The following is a 13,559-nucleotide window of genomic DNA, read 5'->3' as shown; positions in this document are numbered from 1 at the left end:
TTTATAGCATATGGGGATCGGTTTGGCGGCGCGGCGGAACACGTTCAAGGCGCGGCCAGCGGCGCGACGCCGGGGTAGACCTTGAGCAGCGCGGCGCGGACTTCGTCCAGCCGCTGGCCGCCTTTGGGCACCCCCGGTGTTCGCATGCACAGCAGCTTGGGCGCGCCGTCCACCGTCAGCGCGTCGCAGTCGGCGCGGCCGGCGGCCGTCATCGCGTCGCGGTCGCCGTAGAGCAGGCGGCCATCCACCAGTACCGCAGCTACGTCGCGCAGCCTGGCGTTCAGCAGCGTCTGACCGACGCTGGCCCGGGCGCCGGACAGAATGACGATATCGGCCTTCAGGCCGGCGCGCAGCGCGCCTATGTATGAATCCAGCGCCAGTGCCTGAGAGGGATGGCGGGTGATCATGGTCAGCCAGTCCTGTTCGGCAATCGCGCCGGCGAACTGCTCGCGGTTGACGCGATCCGCCACCCGTAATTCATCGAACAGATTGTCGCTGCCGGTGGGATTCCAATCCACGCCCAGCGACACCGGCACGCCGTGGCGCAGGGCCAGGTCGACACGGGTGGTCTGGCCGTATAGCGCCAGATTGCTTTGCGGCGACCAGATCAGTTTGCTGCCCACCGCGCCCATCTGGCGGAACTCCTCGTCGCCAAAAGCCGTGCCGTGGATGATCGCGGTGCCGGCGGTGAGCAAGCCCTTGGACTTGAGCGTGGCGAACTCGGCCAGCGCGGCGGCGTCCACGCCTTCGGCCACGTGGATCAGGAAGGCGTCGGTGGCGTTCCAGTCTATCTTGGGCGCGCCGCCGACATCCAGAATGAAGGTGCGCACATGGGCGGAGGACACCGGCAGGCCGGACTGCGGGTTTTCCGCATTGCGGACCAAGCCTTGCAGACAGCGGCCGGCGGGCGAGCCTTGAATGGTGGTGATGCCGCTGAGCAAGGCCTTGGCCTCGCCGTATTTCACCATCTCGCAGCTCAGGCCGCTGCGCTTCAGTTGGTCGTAGGGGCGCTTGAACGCCTTGTAGGCGGCGGCGCGCTGCCATTGAGCGCGGTTCTGGTAGCGCTTGGGCGGCGCCCACTTGGGTAGCGCGTTGTAGGCCACGTGGTTGTGGGCGTCGATGAAGCCGGGGAGGATGAGGCCGTCGTTCACTTGCAGCACGGTGGCGTCGGCCGGTTCCGCGCAGTCCGCGCCGGCGCAGACGATGCGGTCGCCCGCCAGCACCAGGCGGCCGTCCAGCTCTTGTTCCGGCAAGGCCAGTCGGCCGCGAATCACCAGTTGTCCGCCGGTTCCCGGGGTGACGGACAGTTCAGCGGCGGCGGGGTGGGACAGCAGCGCGGCGCTCAGCAGCCAGGGCATGGGGTTCATCTTGATCGCTCCCGTGTTCAACCCTGATCCGCCTGCGCCGTCCACAGAATGGCGGCGTTGGCGGCAGGGGTTTTCAGCTTGGCCTGGCCCTTGATCAGCCGCGTGGCCATATCGCCCTGTCCCAGCCAGGCCGGCATGCCGAACGGCAGGTCCGCCGCCGGAATCCGCGCCAGGTCCTGCTCGCGGAATCCGCTCAGCGGATAGGGCGACGGATCCGGCGTGACGCCTGGGTCCGGCGTCAGCAGCGGCGCCAAGGCGGCCAGCGTCTGGTTCCAGGACTTGAGCAGGGCGGCCGGCGCGCGCGCGGTGGGGTGCTGCGCCTGAAACAGCCGCTGCGCGGCCTTGAACGCGGCCGCGCCCGGCCAGTCGTCGAGCACCTTAGCCGCCGCCTTGCCAAAGCCGACCACGGCCTGCAGGCCGGGCTGCGCCAGTTGATCCAGCAAGCGGTTGCGCCAGGCGCGCACCGCGGCCTGATCCATGAAGCCCGCCATCTCGGCGTCGAACTGACCATAGATGCTATACAAGCTGGCGTTGACGATCACGTAGCCGTGGTCCAGGCCCAGCTTGCGCAGCAAACCCTGCACCCGCTGGCCGGCGGTGCCCACCATGGCCCGGCGCACCAGGTTTTCGTCGGCGGATGGGTCTTGCCCGACGATGAGCAGCCTGGCGCTGCCGTCCAGGCGGCCGCGGTAATAGATAGGCCCCCATTCCAGGCGGAACTTGGCCGGTAGCGCCTGGTAGCTGGCCAGCGGCGCTTGCTCGAACAGCGTGGCGAAAGAGGGCGGCGGTCCGGGGTCCCAGCGCATGTGCGTCTCCTCGAAAACCGCGTGGCGCGGCTTGGTTTGAGGTATATGCGAGCAAGCGCGTGAAGGAAATACGTGAAATCCGCTAGCGCTACATCGCCGCGTCATCTTGGAACGGCATGCTGGGCATTTTGTGTGCCAGCCGACAAGGAGAACGCCATGGACCGCCGCCGCTTTCTGAAAACTTCGCTCGCCAGCGGGGGGCTGCTGCTGGCCGCGCCGGTCCTGGCCGCGCCGGCCGTCATCGTCTCGGACAAGCAGCGGCCTGTCATCGGCTCCGGCATCCAGATCGGCGATGTGGGCGCGGACCGCGCCATCGTCTGGGCGCGCGCGGACCGCACCGCGCGGCTGCTGGTGGAATGGGACCGCAGCGAACGCTTCGCCGCGCCCCAACTGCTGCGCGGGCCGTGGGCCACCGAGGCCAGCGACTTCACCGCGCGCGTGGATTTGCGCGGCCTGCCGGCCGGCGAACAATTATTCCTGCGGGTGCGCTACGAGGACGCCGCCCAGCCGCGCGCGCTGTCCGAGCCGGTGCTCGGCCGCTTCCGCACCGCGCCGCTGGCGGCGCGCGATCTGCGCTTCGTCTGGTCCGGCGACACCGCCGGCCAGGGCTATGGCATCAATCCGGACTGGGGCGGCATGCGCATTTATGAAACCATGCGCCGGCAACGGCCGGATTTCTTCGTTCACTGCGGCGACACCATTTATGCCGACGGCCCGATGGCGGCCGAGGTGGCGGTGGAGGGCGGCAAGATCTGGCGCAATCTGCTGACGCCGGAAGTGAGCAAGGTGGCGGAGACGCTGGACGAATACCGCGGCCGCTATCGCTACAATCTGATGGACGCCAATGTGCGGCGTTTCGCCGCCGAAGTGCCGCAGATCTGGCAATGGGACGATCACGAAGTGGTCAACAACTGGTCGGACGGCAAAGACCTGTCCGCCGATCCGCGTTACCGCGAAAAAAACATCGGCGTGCTGCAGGCGCGCGCCACGCGCGCCTTTCTCGACTACGCGCCGCTGCGGCTCCATGGCAATCGCGAGGACGAACGGGTCTACCGCCATCTGCCGCAGGGTCCATTGCTGGACGTGTACGTGCTGGACATGCGCAGCTATCGCGGCGCCAACGGCGCCAATCTGCAGCGCGAAGGCGAGTCGGGCGCGGACTTCATGGGCCGGGCGCAGCTGCAATGGCTGCTGGAGGGTTTGCAAGCGTCAACGGCGCAGTGGAAGGCGGTGATGGCGGACATGCCCTTGGGCCTGCAAGTGGGCGATGGCAACAACGCGGACGGCAGCCCGCGCTGGGAAGCGATGGCCAACGGCGACCACGGCCGGCCGCTGGGGCGCGAACTGGAGCTGGCCTGGCTGCTGCGCGAGATCAAGCGCCGCGATATCCGCAACGTGGTCTGGTTCACCGCCGACGTGCATTACACCGCCGCCCACCATTACCACCCGGAGCGCGCCGCCTTCGCCGACTTCAACCCGTTCTGGGAATTCGTCTCCGGCCCGCTCAACGCCGGCACCTTCGGCCCCAATGCGCTGGACATGACGTTCGGCCCCAAGGTGGTGTACCAGAAAGCGCCGGAAGCGCAGAACCTGTCGCCGCTGGCCGGCCTGCAATTCTTCGGCCAGGTGGACATCGACGCCCACAGCCGCGCGATGACGGTGCGGCTGAAGGACGTGGCCGGGCAGACGCTGTTCACCCAGGAACTGGCGCCGGCCTGAAGCACGGCAGGCTTTGAACAGCTTGTTACGGCCGGTTCAGCGCCAGCAGCAGCTGATTGACGCCGTCGCTCATGGCCTGGTAACGCGTCTGCTTGCCACGGGTCAGCGCCACCCATACCGCGGTCTGGCGTTCGGGATCGATGGCGACATAGCTGAAGAAACCACCGCCGCCGGCGGTTTTTTGCAGGAAGGGCCGCGGGTCCGGCTGTTCGCGCATCGCCACCCAGCCCAGACCCAGCGCGTCGGCCTTGCCGGGCACGTCCATGCCGGCGACGCTGCGCAGCTCATTGCGCTGATAGCGCATCTGGAAGGTTTGCTGGTACAGGCGCTTGCGCTGCTCGTTCTGCGGCCGCACCAGGTCTTGCAGCCAGCGCTGCATGTCGGCGGCGGTGGAGTAGACGCCGCCGCTGCCTATGGCCGCGCTGGTGTTGACGCAGGGGCTGGTTTCCACGCCGCGCAGCAGGCGCGCACACTGGGAGGCGCTGGGGCTGAAGGTGGTGTCCTTCATCGCCAGCGGCGCGGTCACGGTTTCCCGCAACAGGACCGGATAGGGTTTGCCGCCGGCGCTGGCCAGCGCGTCGGCCAGGTAGTCGTAAGCCAGATTGGAGTATTGCGCGTTCTGCCCCGGCGCGAAGCCGGCCTTGGTCTTGGCCAGCCAGCGCCAGCGCTGCTGCTGGTCCGGCCAGACGAATACCGGCGTGTCACGCGGCTTGACGCCGGGCAGCTCGCGCGGGAAACCGCTGGTATGCGTGGCAAGGTGCAGCAGGGTGATGGGCTGGCCGTTCAGGGATTTGGGCAGCCTGGCGCCCGCCGGCGCGTACTTCAGCAAGGGGTCATCCAGTTTCAAGCGGTTTTGCAAGGCCAGCGAGGCCAGCACCTCGCTGGTCATCAGCTTGCTGAGGCTGGCGATGCGCAATAGCGAGTCGGCGTCCGGCGCGCGGCGGCTGCCGGGCCGGGTTTCGCCGTAGAAGCGCTGTTGGGCGCCTTGCTTGTCCACCACCACCATCACCATGCCCACCGCCTGGCTGTCCTTGAATATCCGCTCGGCGTGCTGATTCAGTTGGGCGACGGGCATGGCGGCCTGGCTCAGCGCCGGCAGGGCGGTCAGGGCTAGGCCGATGAATCCTTTTGTTCTCATTTATTGTGTTTCCCTTGGGTGAGGCGGCGCGCCGGCGGCGCTATCGACGGCGTGTATTCTATGGGCGGCGCTGAGGGGGGCATAGCGCGCAATATGTAACAACTGTAACCATGGCGGCCGACCCAGGCCAAAAGTACAGGCGTGCCCGGGTTTCGAGATGCTATTACTGGCTAGTCGATGAAGTCCCTATCGCCGCCATTATCGGCCCCGCCTCGCCTGCCAAGGTGCCCGCCCCTGATCGACGACCTAGTGGTTCTCCATCCGTTCGAACGATTTGCCCATGCCGGGCAAGTTGCGCCCGTGCGCAAGGGAATGCCCCAACCGGAGGAAAGCGTCATGTCATCAGTCAATCAGTTTGCCTATGTGCCCAATACCAGCACGTATAAATTCGCCTATGGCGGCTCCATACCCAATATGGCGGTCGTCAACATGCCCAACGATACCAATTGGGCGCGCTGGGCCATGCTCAACGACGGCGAGTATTACCGGCTGTACTGCTTCAAGGGCAGCAGCGCGGACACCTTGTACCAGGCCGCGTTCAATCCGGCCACGTCCAAGTACGAGTACGGCTATCACTCCATTCCGGAGCTGAAGATCACCGGCGCGCCGCCGGACGCGGACGCCAGCAGCCTGGCCATGCTCTACGACAGCAGCACCCGCACCTACCGGCTGTATTTGCGGCGGCTGGGCGCACCCACGGTGCTGTACCAGTTCGGCTTCAATCGCGCCACCAACCACTACGAGTACGGCTATAACTCCATCCCCACGCTGAATGTCACCGGCGCGCCGCCGGACACGGACTTCCACCGCTGGTCCATGTTGTTCGACGGCAGCACCTATCGTTTGTACGCCTTCAAGGTGGGCAGCGTGGATACCTTCTATCAGTTCGGCTACAACCCGCAGACCCAGGCCTATCAATACGGTCACGATTCAATTCCGGTGCTGACCCTGGTGGGCACGCCGGCGAATAGCAATCTGACCAGCATGGCGATGCTGTTTGGCCAGGGGGATTACCGCTTCTACTTCCAGACCCTGTGACCGCGCGGCAATGAGACAGGGCGGGCTCCGGAAGGAGGCCCGCCCTTGTTCTTGGCGCGTGTCAGCCGGGCAGATGGGGCGCCAGCGATTGCTCCAGCAGCTCCATCAGCTCCGGGTCCATATAGGGATAGTCGTCCGGGATCTCCAGCACATGCAGCGGCTTGTGCTCCAACAAGCGGCCAAACTGCGCCAGCAGCCGCTGGCGATGCTTGCCCTCCATCACGAACACCGCGTCCGCCCAGCGCAAGTCAGCGGCGGAGACGGTCTTGCGCGCATTGGGGCTGGTGCCGGCGGAGCGCGCCTGGATGTGCGGATGACGGCGGAACAGCGCCTCCGCGGTGGGGCTGCGCCATTGATTGCGGCTACAGATAAACAGCCAATTCATCGCCGTAATCCTCGTTGATGCGTTGGCGCATGCTGCGCGTGGGGTAGTCGATGCGCAGTTGGCGCGCTCGGTTCAGTTTGACCTGGCGGGTATATAAATGCTTCCAGTTCTTTTCCAGCGGCCAGTCGGAGGGAGTGCGCTTGCCGGCTTGCTTGAAGAAGTTCAGATGACGGCGCAGCGCGCGAGTGTCGGGATGGCTCATGATGGTTCCAGCGTATTGATCGGGTTCAGCAGCCGCGATAACACGTCGGGAATAGGGCGAAATTATTCAATAAATGCCGTAAGGATGCAAGCGGACACGCTTGTTTCTCCTGCAATGTCGGTGGCATAATTTGGCGTATTTTCATCACCAAATGAAAGCATGCCATGTCCAAGCCCGCGCCTCGGCCCTTGCAGGCCGAATTGCTCACGATCCAACAGACCGGCTTGATCGAATGCCGCGCCGGCGTGCAGCGCCTGGAGCAGGCGCTGGAGTTGGTGGCGCTGTGCGGCGAGCACGACGCGCCGCGTTTGCTGCTGCTGGAAGACGCGCTGCCAGCGGATTTTTTCGAGCTGAGCAGCCGTTTTGCCGGCGAATTCATCCAGAAGCTGGTCAATTACCGCATCGCGGTGGCCGGGGTGTTCGCCGACGGCAACGCGCATGGCGAGCGCTTTGGCGAATATCTGCGCGAAGCGCGCCACGGGCGCCAGTTCCGCGCCTTTGACGAGCGGGAGGCGGCGTTGACGTGGCTGGCGGCGCAGCATTGAACGCCGAGCCGCCGGCCACTTGGCCGTGGGTTTAGTTGTTGGTGCGGCGGGCTTCGTCTTGCCGCAGCGCTTCCAGATAGTTGTGGTATTCGTCGGCTATCCAGCTGGCCGCTTGGCACAAGCCATCAAGCTGACCCAGATTGGGCTGAGGATTGGCCAGCTGTTGCCGCATGCTCAACAGCAGCGGGCGCAGCAGATTGAGCGCGTCCAGGCCGTTGGCCAGCGCGTCGGTGGTTTCGAGTTTGGAAAGATGGGGAGAGCAAGCGGGACGGGTATCCATGGAGATCGCTCCTATACAAAGCCTATGGATCAAGATTCCACGTCTGTCGGGCGTGGGTCGCCGCTAGTGTGTGTCGGTGTGTTCAGCACCAAGGGCAAGGTAGCAGTGGTGGGCGGGAGCGTCAATCGGAGGAAATGCCGACAGCTCCATCGCGGGGCTGTCGGCTGGCGGAGGGCGATCAGACCGCGTCTTTGCCTATGCTCACCTGGAAGGAGCCGGAGTTATTGCCGTAGGTAGTGGGCACATCGTTGTAATACAAGGTGATCTGGCCCTGGGCATTGGCCGGCGCTTTCCAGCGGAACAGGCCGGTATTGACCGGGATGAAGCCGCTATTGCCGATCTTCATCACCAGCGCGCCGCAGTAGGCATCACCGCAGACCAGGCCTTGGTTGGGTTGGTTCTTGTCGCCCTGCGGGCCCCAGTTGGGTTGCGGGCCATAGCCGGCCCAGCCGGAAGCCACGATGGTGATCAAATCGCCCGGGTTGTAGGTGATGCTGGTGGGTTCCCCGTTCGGGTTGTTCGCTGCGACAGTGCCGGTCCAAGCCATGATGAATCTCCTGATAATCGTTTGAGAGAACGCATATCGGCGCAGGGTGTCCGCGTGACCGCCGGCATTCGCCCGCTGTCACTTTATATGCTTATTTCATTAAAGTTGGCTGGGACGGCTTTTTCTGCTGGCCATTGGGATAGGGCAACCGCGATTGCCGCCGGGGATCAGCGCTTGTCGAGCTTGCAGGCGAGGCCGGTGCCGGCAAAGCCGCCGTAGAGCTTCATCTCGTCCGGCTGTTTGCGGATGATGAAAAAGCTGTCCGGCAGCGCCTTACCGGCTGCGTCGCGCGGCCAGGTCAGCAGGCCGCGTTCGTCCATATAGCCCTGGAAACGCTGTTCGCCGCGGATCAATTCAACGGTCTGGCTTTGGCGGCTGAAGTGGAAGCGGCTGTTGTCGGCGCAGTGATAGCTGGCCTGCATCGCCTGCGGCTTGCAGCCGGCCAGCGCCAGGCTGGCGAGTAGGAGTGGGACGCGGATGGACATGGGCGGCGCGGGTGTGGCTATGGGAAGGCCGCCAATATAGCAAGAGCGGCCGGCGGCGGCTAGCCGCCCTCCGCTTGCGGCTGGCCGATAACGGTGGCAACTGTTAACATGCCGATCGATTTTTTGGCCGCCGATCCCGATGGCGGCCGCAAGGAGAAAAGCATGTTTCCGCGAAAGTCTATGCTGGCGGTGCTTGGCGCGCTGATGCCGTTTGCCGCGCTGGCGGCGGATCTCTATATCGGCATGTTGAGCGTGCATGAAGGGGGCTTGCGTCTGACCCGCTGCAGCATGGGCAAGCCTGTCTATCAATTGCTGAGCCCGGAGGGCCAGCCATTGACGGCGTGGCCCGGCGTGTCGCCGGCGGCGCTGGAGGGCAAGGCGCTCACCTCGGCCCGGGTCTTGGGCGAATTCGCGGAGCGGAATGGCAAGCCGGCCTTGCTGGTGCAAGGGATGGACGCGATCCGCTCCGGCGAATCCTGCCATCTGGATGATTGGCTGGACGGGCAAGTCAAAGCCGAGGCCGAACCGCGATGAAGCTGGGCAAGGGCAAGGCGGCGCTGGCGCTGCTGGCGCTGCTGAGCGCTGCTTACTGGGCGGCCACCCATCTGAACAGCAACTGGGCGCGCGCGGTTGGCGAGCCGGTGGACGCCTTCAACGGCGTCGCCGTGTATTACAACGGCGGGGTGCAGAATGTGGAAGGGCGCAATCTGGCGCCGGATGGCTACAACCTGGGCTTGCGCTATCAGTGCGTGGAGTTCGTCAAACGCTATTACCATCAGCGCTTCGGCCACAAAATGCCGCAGGACAAGGGCCATGCCCGGGACTTCTTCCTGCCCCGGCTGGACAATGGCGCGCTCAATCCCGAGCGCGGCCTGCTGCAATACCGCAATGGCGACGGCGACGCGCCGCGGGAAGAGGACCTGATCGTGTTTGCGCCCTGGGTTTTCAACCGCTATGGCCATGTCGCCATCGTCAGCCGGATCGGGCCGGATTTCATCGAGATCATTCAGCAGAACCCCGGCCCGTTCGGTGATGCCCGCGAGCGGCTGCCCTTGCTCATGGAGCAAGGCGTGCCGCGCGTGGGGCATCAGCGGGTATTGGGCTGGCTGCGCCGCGCGCCGGAGGCCTCGGCGCCGGCCGAAGCCATCCCGCCGGCGGACCAGGGTTGAGCGGCGAGCTTATTTCAGCTTCCAGTTGGTGACTTTCTGCACCGCGGCGTCGGCGTTTTTCAGATCGGTCTCGCCCATGTTCAGCAAGGTGTTCCATTGCTTGACGCGGTTTTTGCCATTGGGCGGCTTATTGTATTCATTGCTGTCCACCACCTTGCTGCGCTCGGCGTGGAAACGGCTTAGAAAGGTTTTTTCGTCGCCGCCGCCGCAACGGGACAGCAGCCCCTGCAAGCTGTCCGCGCCGCCGCTGGCGCCCTGGTTCAGCGCGGTGTCGACGAAGGAGCCTATGGTCAGCGCGCTGCTGAAGCCGCGCTGGCGCGCCTGTTGCACGCTGTAGCGGATATAGACCTGGTAAAAGGTCTGCCACATCGCCTCGCGCCAGGCGGCGTTGTTTTGCAGCGCGCCTATCTTGCCGCAGAACACTTTTTCACTGTCGCTGATCTTGAGCACCGGCCCTTGCATGGCGCCGCGCACGCCGGCGCGCGCCAGGCCGCCGGCGACGGAAGGGTTGCCGGCGCCGCTGGCGGCGTCAAAGGCTTTGAACAGCGCCGGGCCGTCCGGCCCCTGATCGCGGGGGCCGCCGGTGGTGGCGCCGAAGATGCCGATGGTGAAGCCGCGCTCATCGTCGATGTCTTCGCAGTAACCGTAGAACTTGGGCCAGTCCAGCGAGTCCTGTTCCGGTTTGTTCACCAGTTGCATGATGTTGTGCCATTGCTCGCCGTCCAGGCCGGTATTGGCTTGCAGGAATTTCAGCGTGGCGGGGGAGAAGTTGTCGTCAGGCCTGGCCGGCTTGGCCTTGGCCGATGGCGCGCAGCGCGCCGCCGCTATCCATGGCTGGCCGATTTCCGCCGTGCCGCTGCCGGCGAACGGCGGGTTGCCCTGGGTCCAGTAAGCGGCGGTGAAGTTGACGCCGTGATGGCTGGTCACGCTGCCGGCCGGATAGGGGATGGCGGCGTTCCACGGCGTGGCGCAGACCGTCAGCCGCGCGGCCTGTCTTTGCGTGCTGCCGGCGGGCGCGCCTTGCGCCAGCGCGTGGCTGGCCAGCGTCAGCCAGGCGCAGCCGGCCAGGCTCAATATCATGGCTAGAGATTTCAAGGGATGCTCCAGGTGAGCGCGCGGGCGAAGGGCCGCGCCGCTGAAACGCAGAAAATGCCATATGATTTTTTGTGGCGAAAGAGGGCGGCACTGGCAAATGGAATGGGCTGCGCGGTGTGAGGTGGTCGCGTCGAACTTGATGCCGGGCACGGCTTGATCGCAGAATGCGGGCTTTCCGCGTCGGGCCTCGGCCAGCGGCGAGCTTTGGAAGAGGGAGGGTGGTTTGCAAGAGGATGATAAGCGCGGCGCTGTCGGCGCGCGCCTGCCGGTGCGGCCGGCGGTGGAGGTGAGCACCTTGCTGCCGGGGCTGTTGCTGAAGAATAGCCCCTTGCTATTGATGGGTTTTTTTCTGTTGTTCATCGCCAATGGCGAAAGCGACGGCAGGGAGATGCCCGGCTATATGATGGCCGCCGGCATCTTGCTGCTGGTGGGCTGGCGGGTGGTGGCCGAGGCTTGGCATTCGATGCCGGTGGAGCAGGTGGACGGGGTGATGCTGCTGGGCGACGAGTGGGTCGTGACCCGGCAAGCGCCCAGCGCGGTGGTGGTGCGGCATTTGTGGAAAGTGCAGTGGGTGACGCTTTTGCGTTGCGGCTCCAAGGATATCCCGGTGCGCTACCACCGTCTGAGGAAGGAGGACAAGCAGCATGCGCTGGAGCTGGCCCGCCGCTTCGGCGTCAAGGTGTGGACCAAGAGCGCCTGGGAGAAGCCCAAGCGGGTGTATTGGCGGTGATGGAAACAGGTTCTAAGAACCTGTTCAAAGTCTGCTGCGCTTCAGCGATACGGCGTTGAAACCGAGCTCAAAATGCTCATGTACCACCTGTACATTCCGCTTTTTCGCTCGTTTTCGCCTTGTCTCGCTCTTGCTCGCGAGACTTTGAACAGGTTCTAAGACACTTCTCCGCAAGCCGCCAGCGGCAGGCTCGAGTTTGCGGCTGCCGCGGCCGGCATTTCCCAAGAAAAAACCGGAACTGGTATGATGCCAGACCGCTGCGACTTTAGCCGCAGCGGCTGGAAAGATATTGGGAATCATAATGTTGAGAGTTATTGCCTTGGTTTTGGCCTTGTTCGTTTCCGCTGCCCATGCCTCGAGCTGGGATTTCACTTATTTCAATCCCGATCAGGGCGCTTTGTTCATCGACAGCGACAGCATCGCCGAAACTCCTGACGGCACGGTCAAGTTCTGGGCCTTGTGCGCGCCTCGCTTCGAGCGTGGCAAGCCGGCGGAGGCTTACGCTTATCGGCAGTCGCTGTACGAGGTGCATTGCAAGCAGCGCCTGCTGGCGATGCCGCTGACGGTGCGCTTCGACGTGGACGGCTCTTCGAGCGAGCAGGCGTTCGAACAGGCTCAGATGGAGGACATCCAGCCGGATACGCAGGAGGATTTCCTGTGGACCTATATCTGCAAGCCGCGGCAGCGTCCGGAGATGGCGGTGGCGATGCGCCAGGGGATACAGGGATTTCTGTTGGAGCAGCGGCGTTATGTCCGCGAGCAGCTGGCGTTTCAGCATGGCAAGGGCCATTGAGCGGCGTTTTTCACGGCAGGCAATCACGTCATTGGCATGATCGTTTTGCGCAAGACCATGCCATTGATGTTTGGCACTCTGTGCGTCACTGAATCACGTACAGGAAATCACACGCCATGAGAATCGCTCCCGGTAAATTGCTGGTGCCGAGAAACTGCGCCCAGCGCGAAGCGCTTAGGCTTGCCGAGGCTTCCAACTTGATCAAGCAACTGCGGCAATGGCGGCATGATGCCGCCACCTTGTCGCGAGTGGACTCGGTGGACTCGGAAGGTTTCGACAAGAAGGCCTTGTTCGCGCTGGCGTTGAAGAATCAGCTGGTGCAGGGCAAGGCGCCGGTGGACGCCGCCGGAGAAGGCAAGCGCCTGGATCATATCCAGCGGCTGGTGGTGATAGGCGACAGCCTGTCGGATTCCGAGGGCCGCATGCTCAGCAAGAGCCTGGGGGTGATGCCGTCTTCAGGCCAGTATTATGAAGGACGCTTCACCAATGGCTTCGCCTGGCCGGATTTCCTGGCCTCCAAGGCCTACCTGGGCAAACCGCTGGTGAATTACGCCGAGGGTGGCGCGGTGGCCGGCAAGTACTCCAAGTGGAATCCCACCTTCCTGTTCATTTCCCATATGGAGCGCCAGATCAACAAGCATGACTTCAAGCCTGGCGATATGGCGGTGTTGGCGCTGGGTTCCAACGACTATATGACCTTCGGCAAGACCGATGTGGACAAGGTGGTCCGGACATATGAGCAGCAAGTGGACAAGCTGGTGGCCAAGGGAGTGAAGGATATCCTGGTGGCCGGCGCGCCGGATCTGTCCAAAACCGTGAATGCGCGTAAACAGCCGCAGGCGGAAGCCGAGAAGCTGCACGACTTGTCGCAGCGGCATAACCAGCAACTGAGCCAGATGGTGGGAAGCTTGCAAGCCCGTTACCAGGATGCCGGGGTGACCATCCGCTTCTTCGATATCGGCGCCAAGCTGGATTATCTGATGGAGCTGGCGGAGCAGGTGGAGTACGACACCCTGCACAATAAGCATGAGGGCTATATCGACCTGCCGCGCGTGCTCGGCTTCGCCGGCGACGCGCGGCCGCTGGACAGCTCGCACCGTCACCTGTTCCACGACGAGGTGCACCCCAGCCAGGAGGTGCACCAGATCCTGGCCGCGCACATGACGGACTTCATCCGCGAGCAGTACGGGCGGGCGGCCGACGCGTCTTAGAACCTGTTTACGATCTCCGGAGCAATAGAGCCAGGAAAGCCAAGTGGAT

At 64.3% G+C, this 13,559-nt stretch carries 17 protein-coding genes; 8 read left to right on the top strand and 9 right to left on the bottom strand.

The features are described 5' to 3' along the window. Nucleotides 1–44: 44 nt before the first annotated feature. A complete protein-coding gene (locus tag ACE3QM_RS18255; RefSeq protein ID WP_374423867.1) occupies nucleotides 45–1,367 on the bottom strand; it encodes an amidohydrolase family protein in 1,323 nt (440 codons plus the stop codon). 17 nt (nucleotides 1,368–1,384) lie between these two features. After that, nucleotides 1,385–2,173 (bottom strand): uracil-DNA glycosylase family protein, encoded by a 789-nt coding sequence (locus ACE3QM_RS18250; RefSeq protein WP_053074419.1) that lies wholly within the window; start codon nucleotides 2,171–2,173, stop codon nucleotides 1,385–1,387. A 156-nt stretch (nucleotides 2,174–2,329) separates the two neighbouring features. On the opposite strand from ACE3QM_RS18250, the gene ACE3QM_RS18245 reads away from it, so the two are divergent. Next, nucleotides 2,330–3,892, top strand: coding sequence for an alkaline phosphatase (locus tag ACE3QM_RS18245; protein WP_374423865.1), 1,563 nt, complete (start codon nucleotides 2,330–2,332; stop codon nucleotides 3,890–3,892). 25 nt (nucleotides 3,893–3,917) lie between these two features. On the opposite strand, the gene ampH is transcribed toward ACE3QM_RS18245, so the two are convergent. After that, nucleotides 3,918–5,030, bottom strand: a complete 1,113-nt coding sequence (ampH, locus tag ACE3QM_RS18240; protein WP_374423863.1) for a D-alanyl-D-alanine-carboxypeptidase/endopeptidase AmpH — start codon at nucleotides 5,028–5,030, stop codon at nucleotides 3,918–3,920. Nucleotides 5,031–5,366: 336 nt separating this feature from the next. On the opposite strand from ampH, the gene ACE3QM_RS18235 reads away from it, so the two are divergent. After that, on the top strand, nucleotides 5,367–6,068 hold the full coding sequence (locus ACE3QM_RS18235) for a hypothetical protein (protein WP_231461394.1): 702 nt from the start codon (nucleotides 5,367–5,369) through the stop codon (nucleotides 6,066–6,068). Between the two features lie 61 nt (nucleotides 6,069–6,129). Here ACE3QM_RS18235 and ACE3QM_RS18230 read toward each other — a convergent pair whose 3' ends face one another. Both ACE3QM_RS18230 and ACE3QM_RS18225 read right to left on the bottom strand, forming a co-directional pair. Continuing rightward, nucleotides 6,130–6,453, bottom strand: a complete 324-nt coding sequence (locus ACE3QM_RS18230; RefSeq protein ID WP_048410300.1) for a low molecular weight protein tyrosine phosphatase family protein — start codon at nucleotides 6,451–6,453, stop codon at nucleotides 6,130–6,132. Beyond that, on the bottom strand, nucleotides 6,431–6,655 hold the full coding sequence (locus ACE3QM_RS18225; RefSeq protein WP_374423859.1) for a hypothetical protein: 225 nt from the start codon (nucleotides 6,653–6,655) through the stop codon (nucleotides 6,431–6,433). The genes ACE3QM_RS18230 and ACE3QM_RS18225 overlap by 23 nt, the downstream gene beginning before the upstream one ends. A gap of 164 nt (nucleotides 6,656–6,819) precedes the next feature. On the opposite strand from ACE3QM_RS18225, the gene ACE3QM_RS18220 reads away from it, so the two are divergent. Further along, nucleotides 6,820–7,200 (top strand): DUF4180 domain-containing protein, encoded by a 381-nt coding sequence (locus ACE3QM_RS18220; protein ID WP_053074420.1) that lies wholly within the window; start codon nucleotides 6,820–6,822, stop codon nucleotides 7,198–7,200. Between the two features lie 31 nt (nucleotides 7,201–7,231). Here the strand turns inward: ACE3QM_RS18220 and ACE3QM_RS18215 are convergent, their stop codons facing one another. From ACE3QM_RS18215 to ACE3QM_RS18205, 3 genes are all read right to left on the bottom strand, one after another. Then, complete coding sequence (locus ACE3QM_RS18215) at nucleotides 7,232–7,480, bottom strand: hypothetical protein (RefSeq protein ID WP_374423857.1); 249 nt, start codon at nucleotides 7,478–7,480, stop codon at nucleotides 7,232–7,234. 178 nt (nucleotides 7,481–7,658) lie between these two features. Then, nucleotides 7,659–8,027, bottom strand: coding sequence for a LecA/PA-IL family lectin (locus ACE3QM_RS18210; protein ID WP_048410303.1), 369 nt, complete (start codon nucleotides 8,025–8,027; stop codon nucleotides 7,659–7,661). Nucleotides 8,028–8,194: 167 nt separating this feature from the next. Then, entirely contained in the window at nucleotides 8,195–8,512 is a 318-nt protein-coding gene (locus ACE3QM_RS18205; protein WP_374423855.1) for a hypothetical protein, read from the bottom strand. A 162-nt stretch (nucleotides 8,513–8,674) separates the two neighbouring features. Between ACE3QM_RS18205 and ACE3QM_RS18200 the strand changes: the two genes are divergently transcribed. Together ACE3QM_RS18200 and ACE3QM_RS18195 are read left to right on the top strand one after the other, a co-directional pair. Beyond that, a complete protein-coding gene (locus ACE3QM_RS18200; protein WP_374423853.1) occupies nucleotides 8,675–9,046 on the top strand; it encodes a hypothetical protein in 372 nt (123 codons plus the stop codon). After that, on the top strand, nucleotides 9,043–9,681 hold the full coding sequence (locus ACE3QM_RS18195) for a CHAP domain-containing protein (RefSeq protein ID WP_374423851.1): 639 nt from the start codon (nucleotides 9,043–9,045) through the stop codon (nucleotides 9,679–9,681). Before ACE3QM_RS18200 ends, ACE3QM_RS18195 begins: the two co-directional genes overlap by 4 nt. A gap of 9 nt (nucleotides 9,682–9,690) precedes the next feature. Here ACE3QM_RS18195 and ACE3QM_RS18190 read toward each other — a convergent pair whose 3' ends face one another. Beyond that, complete coding sequence (locus ACE3QM_RS18190; RefSeq protein ID WP_374423849.1) at nucleotides 9,691–10,776, bottom strand: chitosanase; 1,086 nt, start codon at nucleotides 10,774–10,776, stop codon at nucleotides 9,691–9,693. Between the two features lie 223 nt (nucleotides 10,777–10,999). On the opposite strand from ACE3QM_RS18190, the gene ACE3QM_RS18185 reads away from it, so the two are divergent. The 3 genes from ACE3QM_RS18185 (at nucleotide 11,000) to ACE3QM_RS18175 (ending at nucleotide 13,510) form a co-directional block, all read left to right on the top strand. After that, the gene (locus tag ACE3QM_RS18185) at nucleotides 11,000–11,506 is read left to right on the top strand and encodes a hypothetical protein (RefSeq protein ID WP_374423847.1); all 507 of its coding nucleotides are present in this window, start codon (nucleotides 11,000–11,002) and stop codon (nucleotides 11,504–11,506) included. 301 nt (nucleotides 11,507–11,807) lie between these two features. Continuing rightward, nucleotides 11,808–12,299, top strand: a complete 492-nt coding sequence (locus ACE3QM_RS18180) for a surface-adhesin E family protein (RefSeq protein ID WP_156183880.1) — start codon at nucleotides 11,808–11,810, stop codon at nucleotides 12,297–12,299. Nucleotides 12,300–12,415: 116 nt separating this feature from the next. Beyond that, the gene (locus ACE3QM_RS18175; RefSeq protein ID WP_374423845.1) at nucleotides 12,416–13,510 is read left to right on the top strand and encodes an SGNH/GDSL hydrolase family protein; all 1,095 of its coding nucleotides are present in this window, start codon (nucleotides 12,416–12,418) and stop codon (nucleotides 13,508–13,510) included. Nucleotides 13,511–13,559 lie beyond the last annotated feature (49 nt).

Origin of the sequence: Chromobacterium sp. (genome assembly GCF_041912965.1) — a bacterium.
Classification (GTDB): Bacteria; Pseudomonadota; Gammaproteobacteria; order Burkholderiales; family Chromobacteriaceae; genus Chromobacterium; species Chromobacterium aquaticum.
This window is presented reverse-complemented; position numbering and strand designations above follow the sequence as displayed.

Coding starts and splice junctions, on each gene's coding strand:
- ACE3QM_RS18250 (WP_053074419.1), bottom strand. CDS start 2,173: ATGCGCTGGGACCCCGGACCGCCGCCCTCTTTCGCCACGCTGTTCGAG.
- ACE3QM_RS18200 (WP_374423853.1), top strand. CDS start 8,675: ATGTTTCCGCGAAAGTCTATGCTGGCGGTGCTTGGCGCGCTGATGCCG.
- ACE3QM_RS18205 (WP_374423855.1), bottom strand. CDS start 8,512: ATGTCCATCCGCGTCCCACTCCTACTCGCCAGCCTGGCGCTGGCCGGC.
- ACE3QM_RS18255 (WP_374423867.1), bottom strand. CDS start 1,367: ATGAACCCCATGCCCTGGCTGCTGAGCGCCGCGCTGCTGTCCCACCCC.
- ACE3QM_RS18225 (WP_374423859.1), bottom strand. CDS start 6,655: ATGAGCCATCCCGACACTCGCGCGCTGCGCCGTCATCTGAACTTCTTC.
- ACE3QM_RS18235 (WP_231461394.1), top strand. CDS start 5,367: ATGTCATCAGTCAATCAGTTTGCCTATGTGCCCAATACCAGCACGTAT.
- ACE3QM_RS18180 (WP_156183880.1), top strand. CDS start 11,808: ATGTTGAGAGTTATTGCCTTGGTTTTGGCCTTGTTCGTTTCCGCTGCC.
- ACE3QM_RS18220 (WP_053074420.1), top strand. CDS start 6,820: ATGTCCAAGCCCGCGCCTCGGCCCTTGCAGGCCGAATTGCTCACGATC.
- ACE3QM_RS18215 (WP_374423857.1), bottom strand. CDS start 7,480: ATGGATACCCGTCCCGCTTGCTCTCCCCATCTTTCCAAACTCGAAACC.
- ACE3QM_RS18230 (WP_048410300.1), bottom strand. CDS start 6,453: ATGAATTGGCTGTTTATCTGTAGCCGCAATCAATGGCGCAGCCCCACC.
- ACE3QM_RS18210 (WP_048410303.1), bottom strand. CDS start 8,027: ATGGCTTGGACCGGCACTGTCGCAGCGAACAACCCGAACGGGGAACCC.
- ACE3QM_RS18175 (WP_374423845.1), top strand. CDS start 12,416: ATGAGAATCGCTCCCGGTAAATTGCTGGTGCCGAGAAACTGCGCCCAG.
- ACE3QM_RS18195 (WP_374423851.1), top strand. CDS start 9,043: ATGAAGCTGGGCAAGGGCAAGGCGGCGCTGGCGCTGCTGGCGCTGCTG.
- ACE3QM_RS18245 (WP_374423865.1), top strand. CDS start 2,330: ATGGACCGCCGCCGCTTTCTGAAAACTTCGCTCGCCAGCGGGGGGCTG.
- ampH (WP_374423863.1), bottom strand. CDS start 5,030: ATGAGAACAAAAGGATTCATCGGCCTAGCCCTGACCGCCCTGCCGGCG.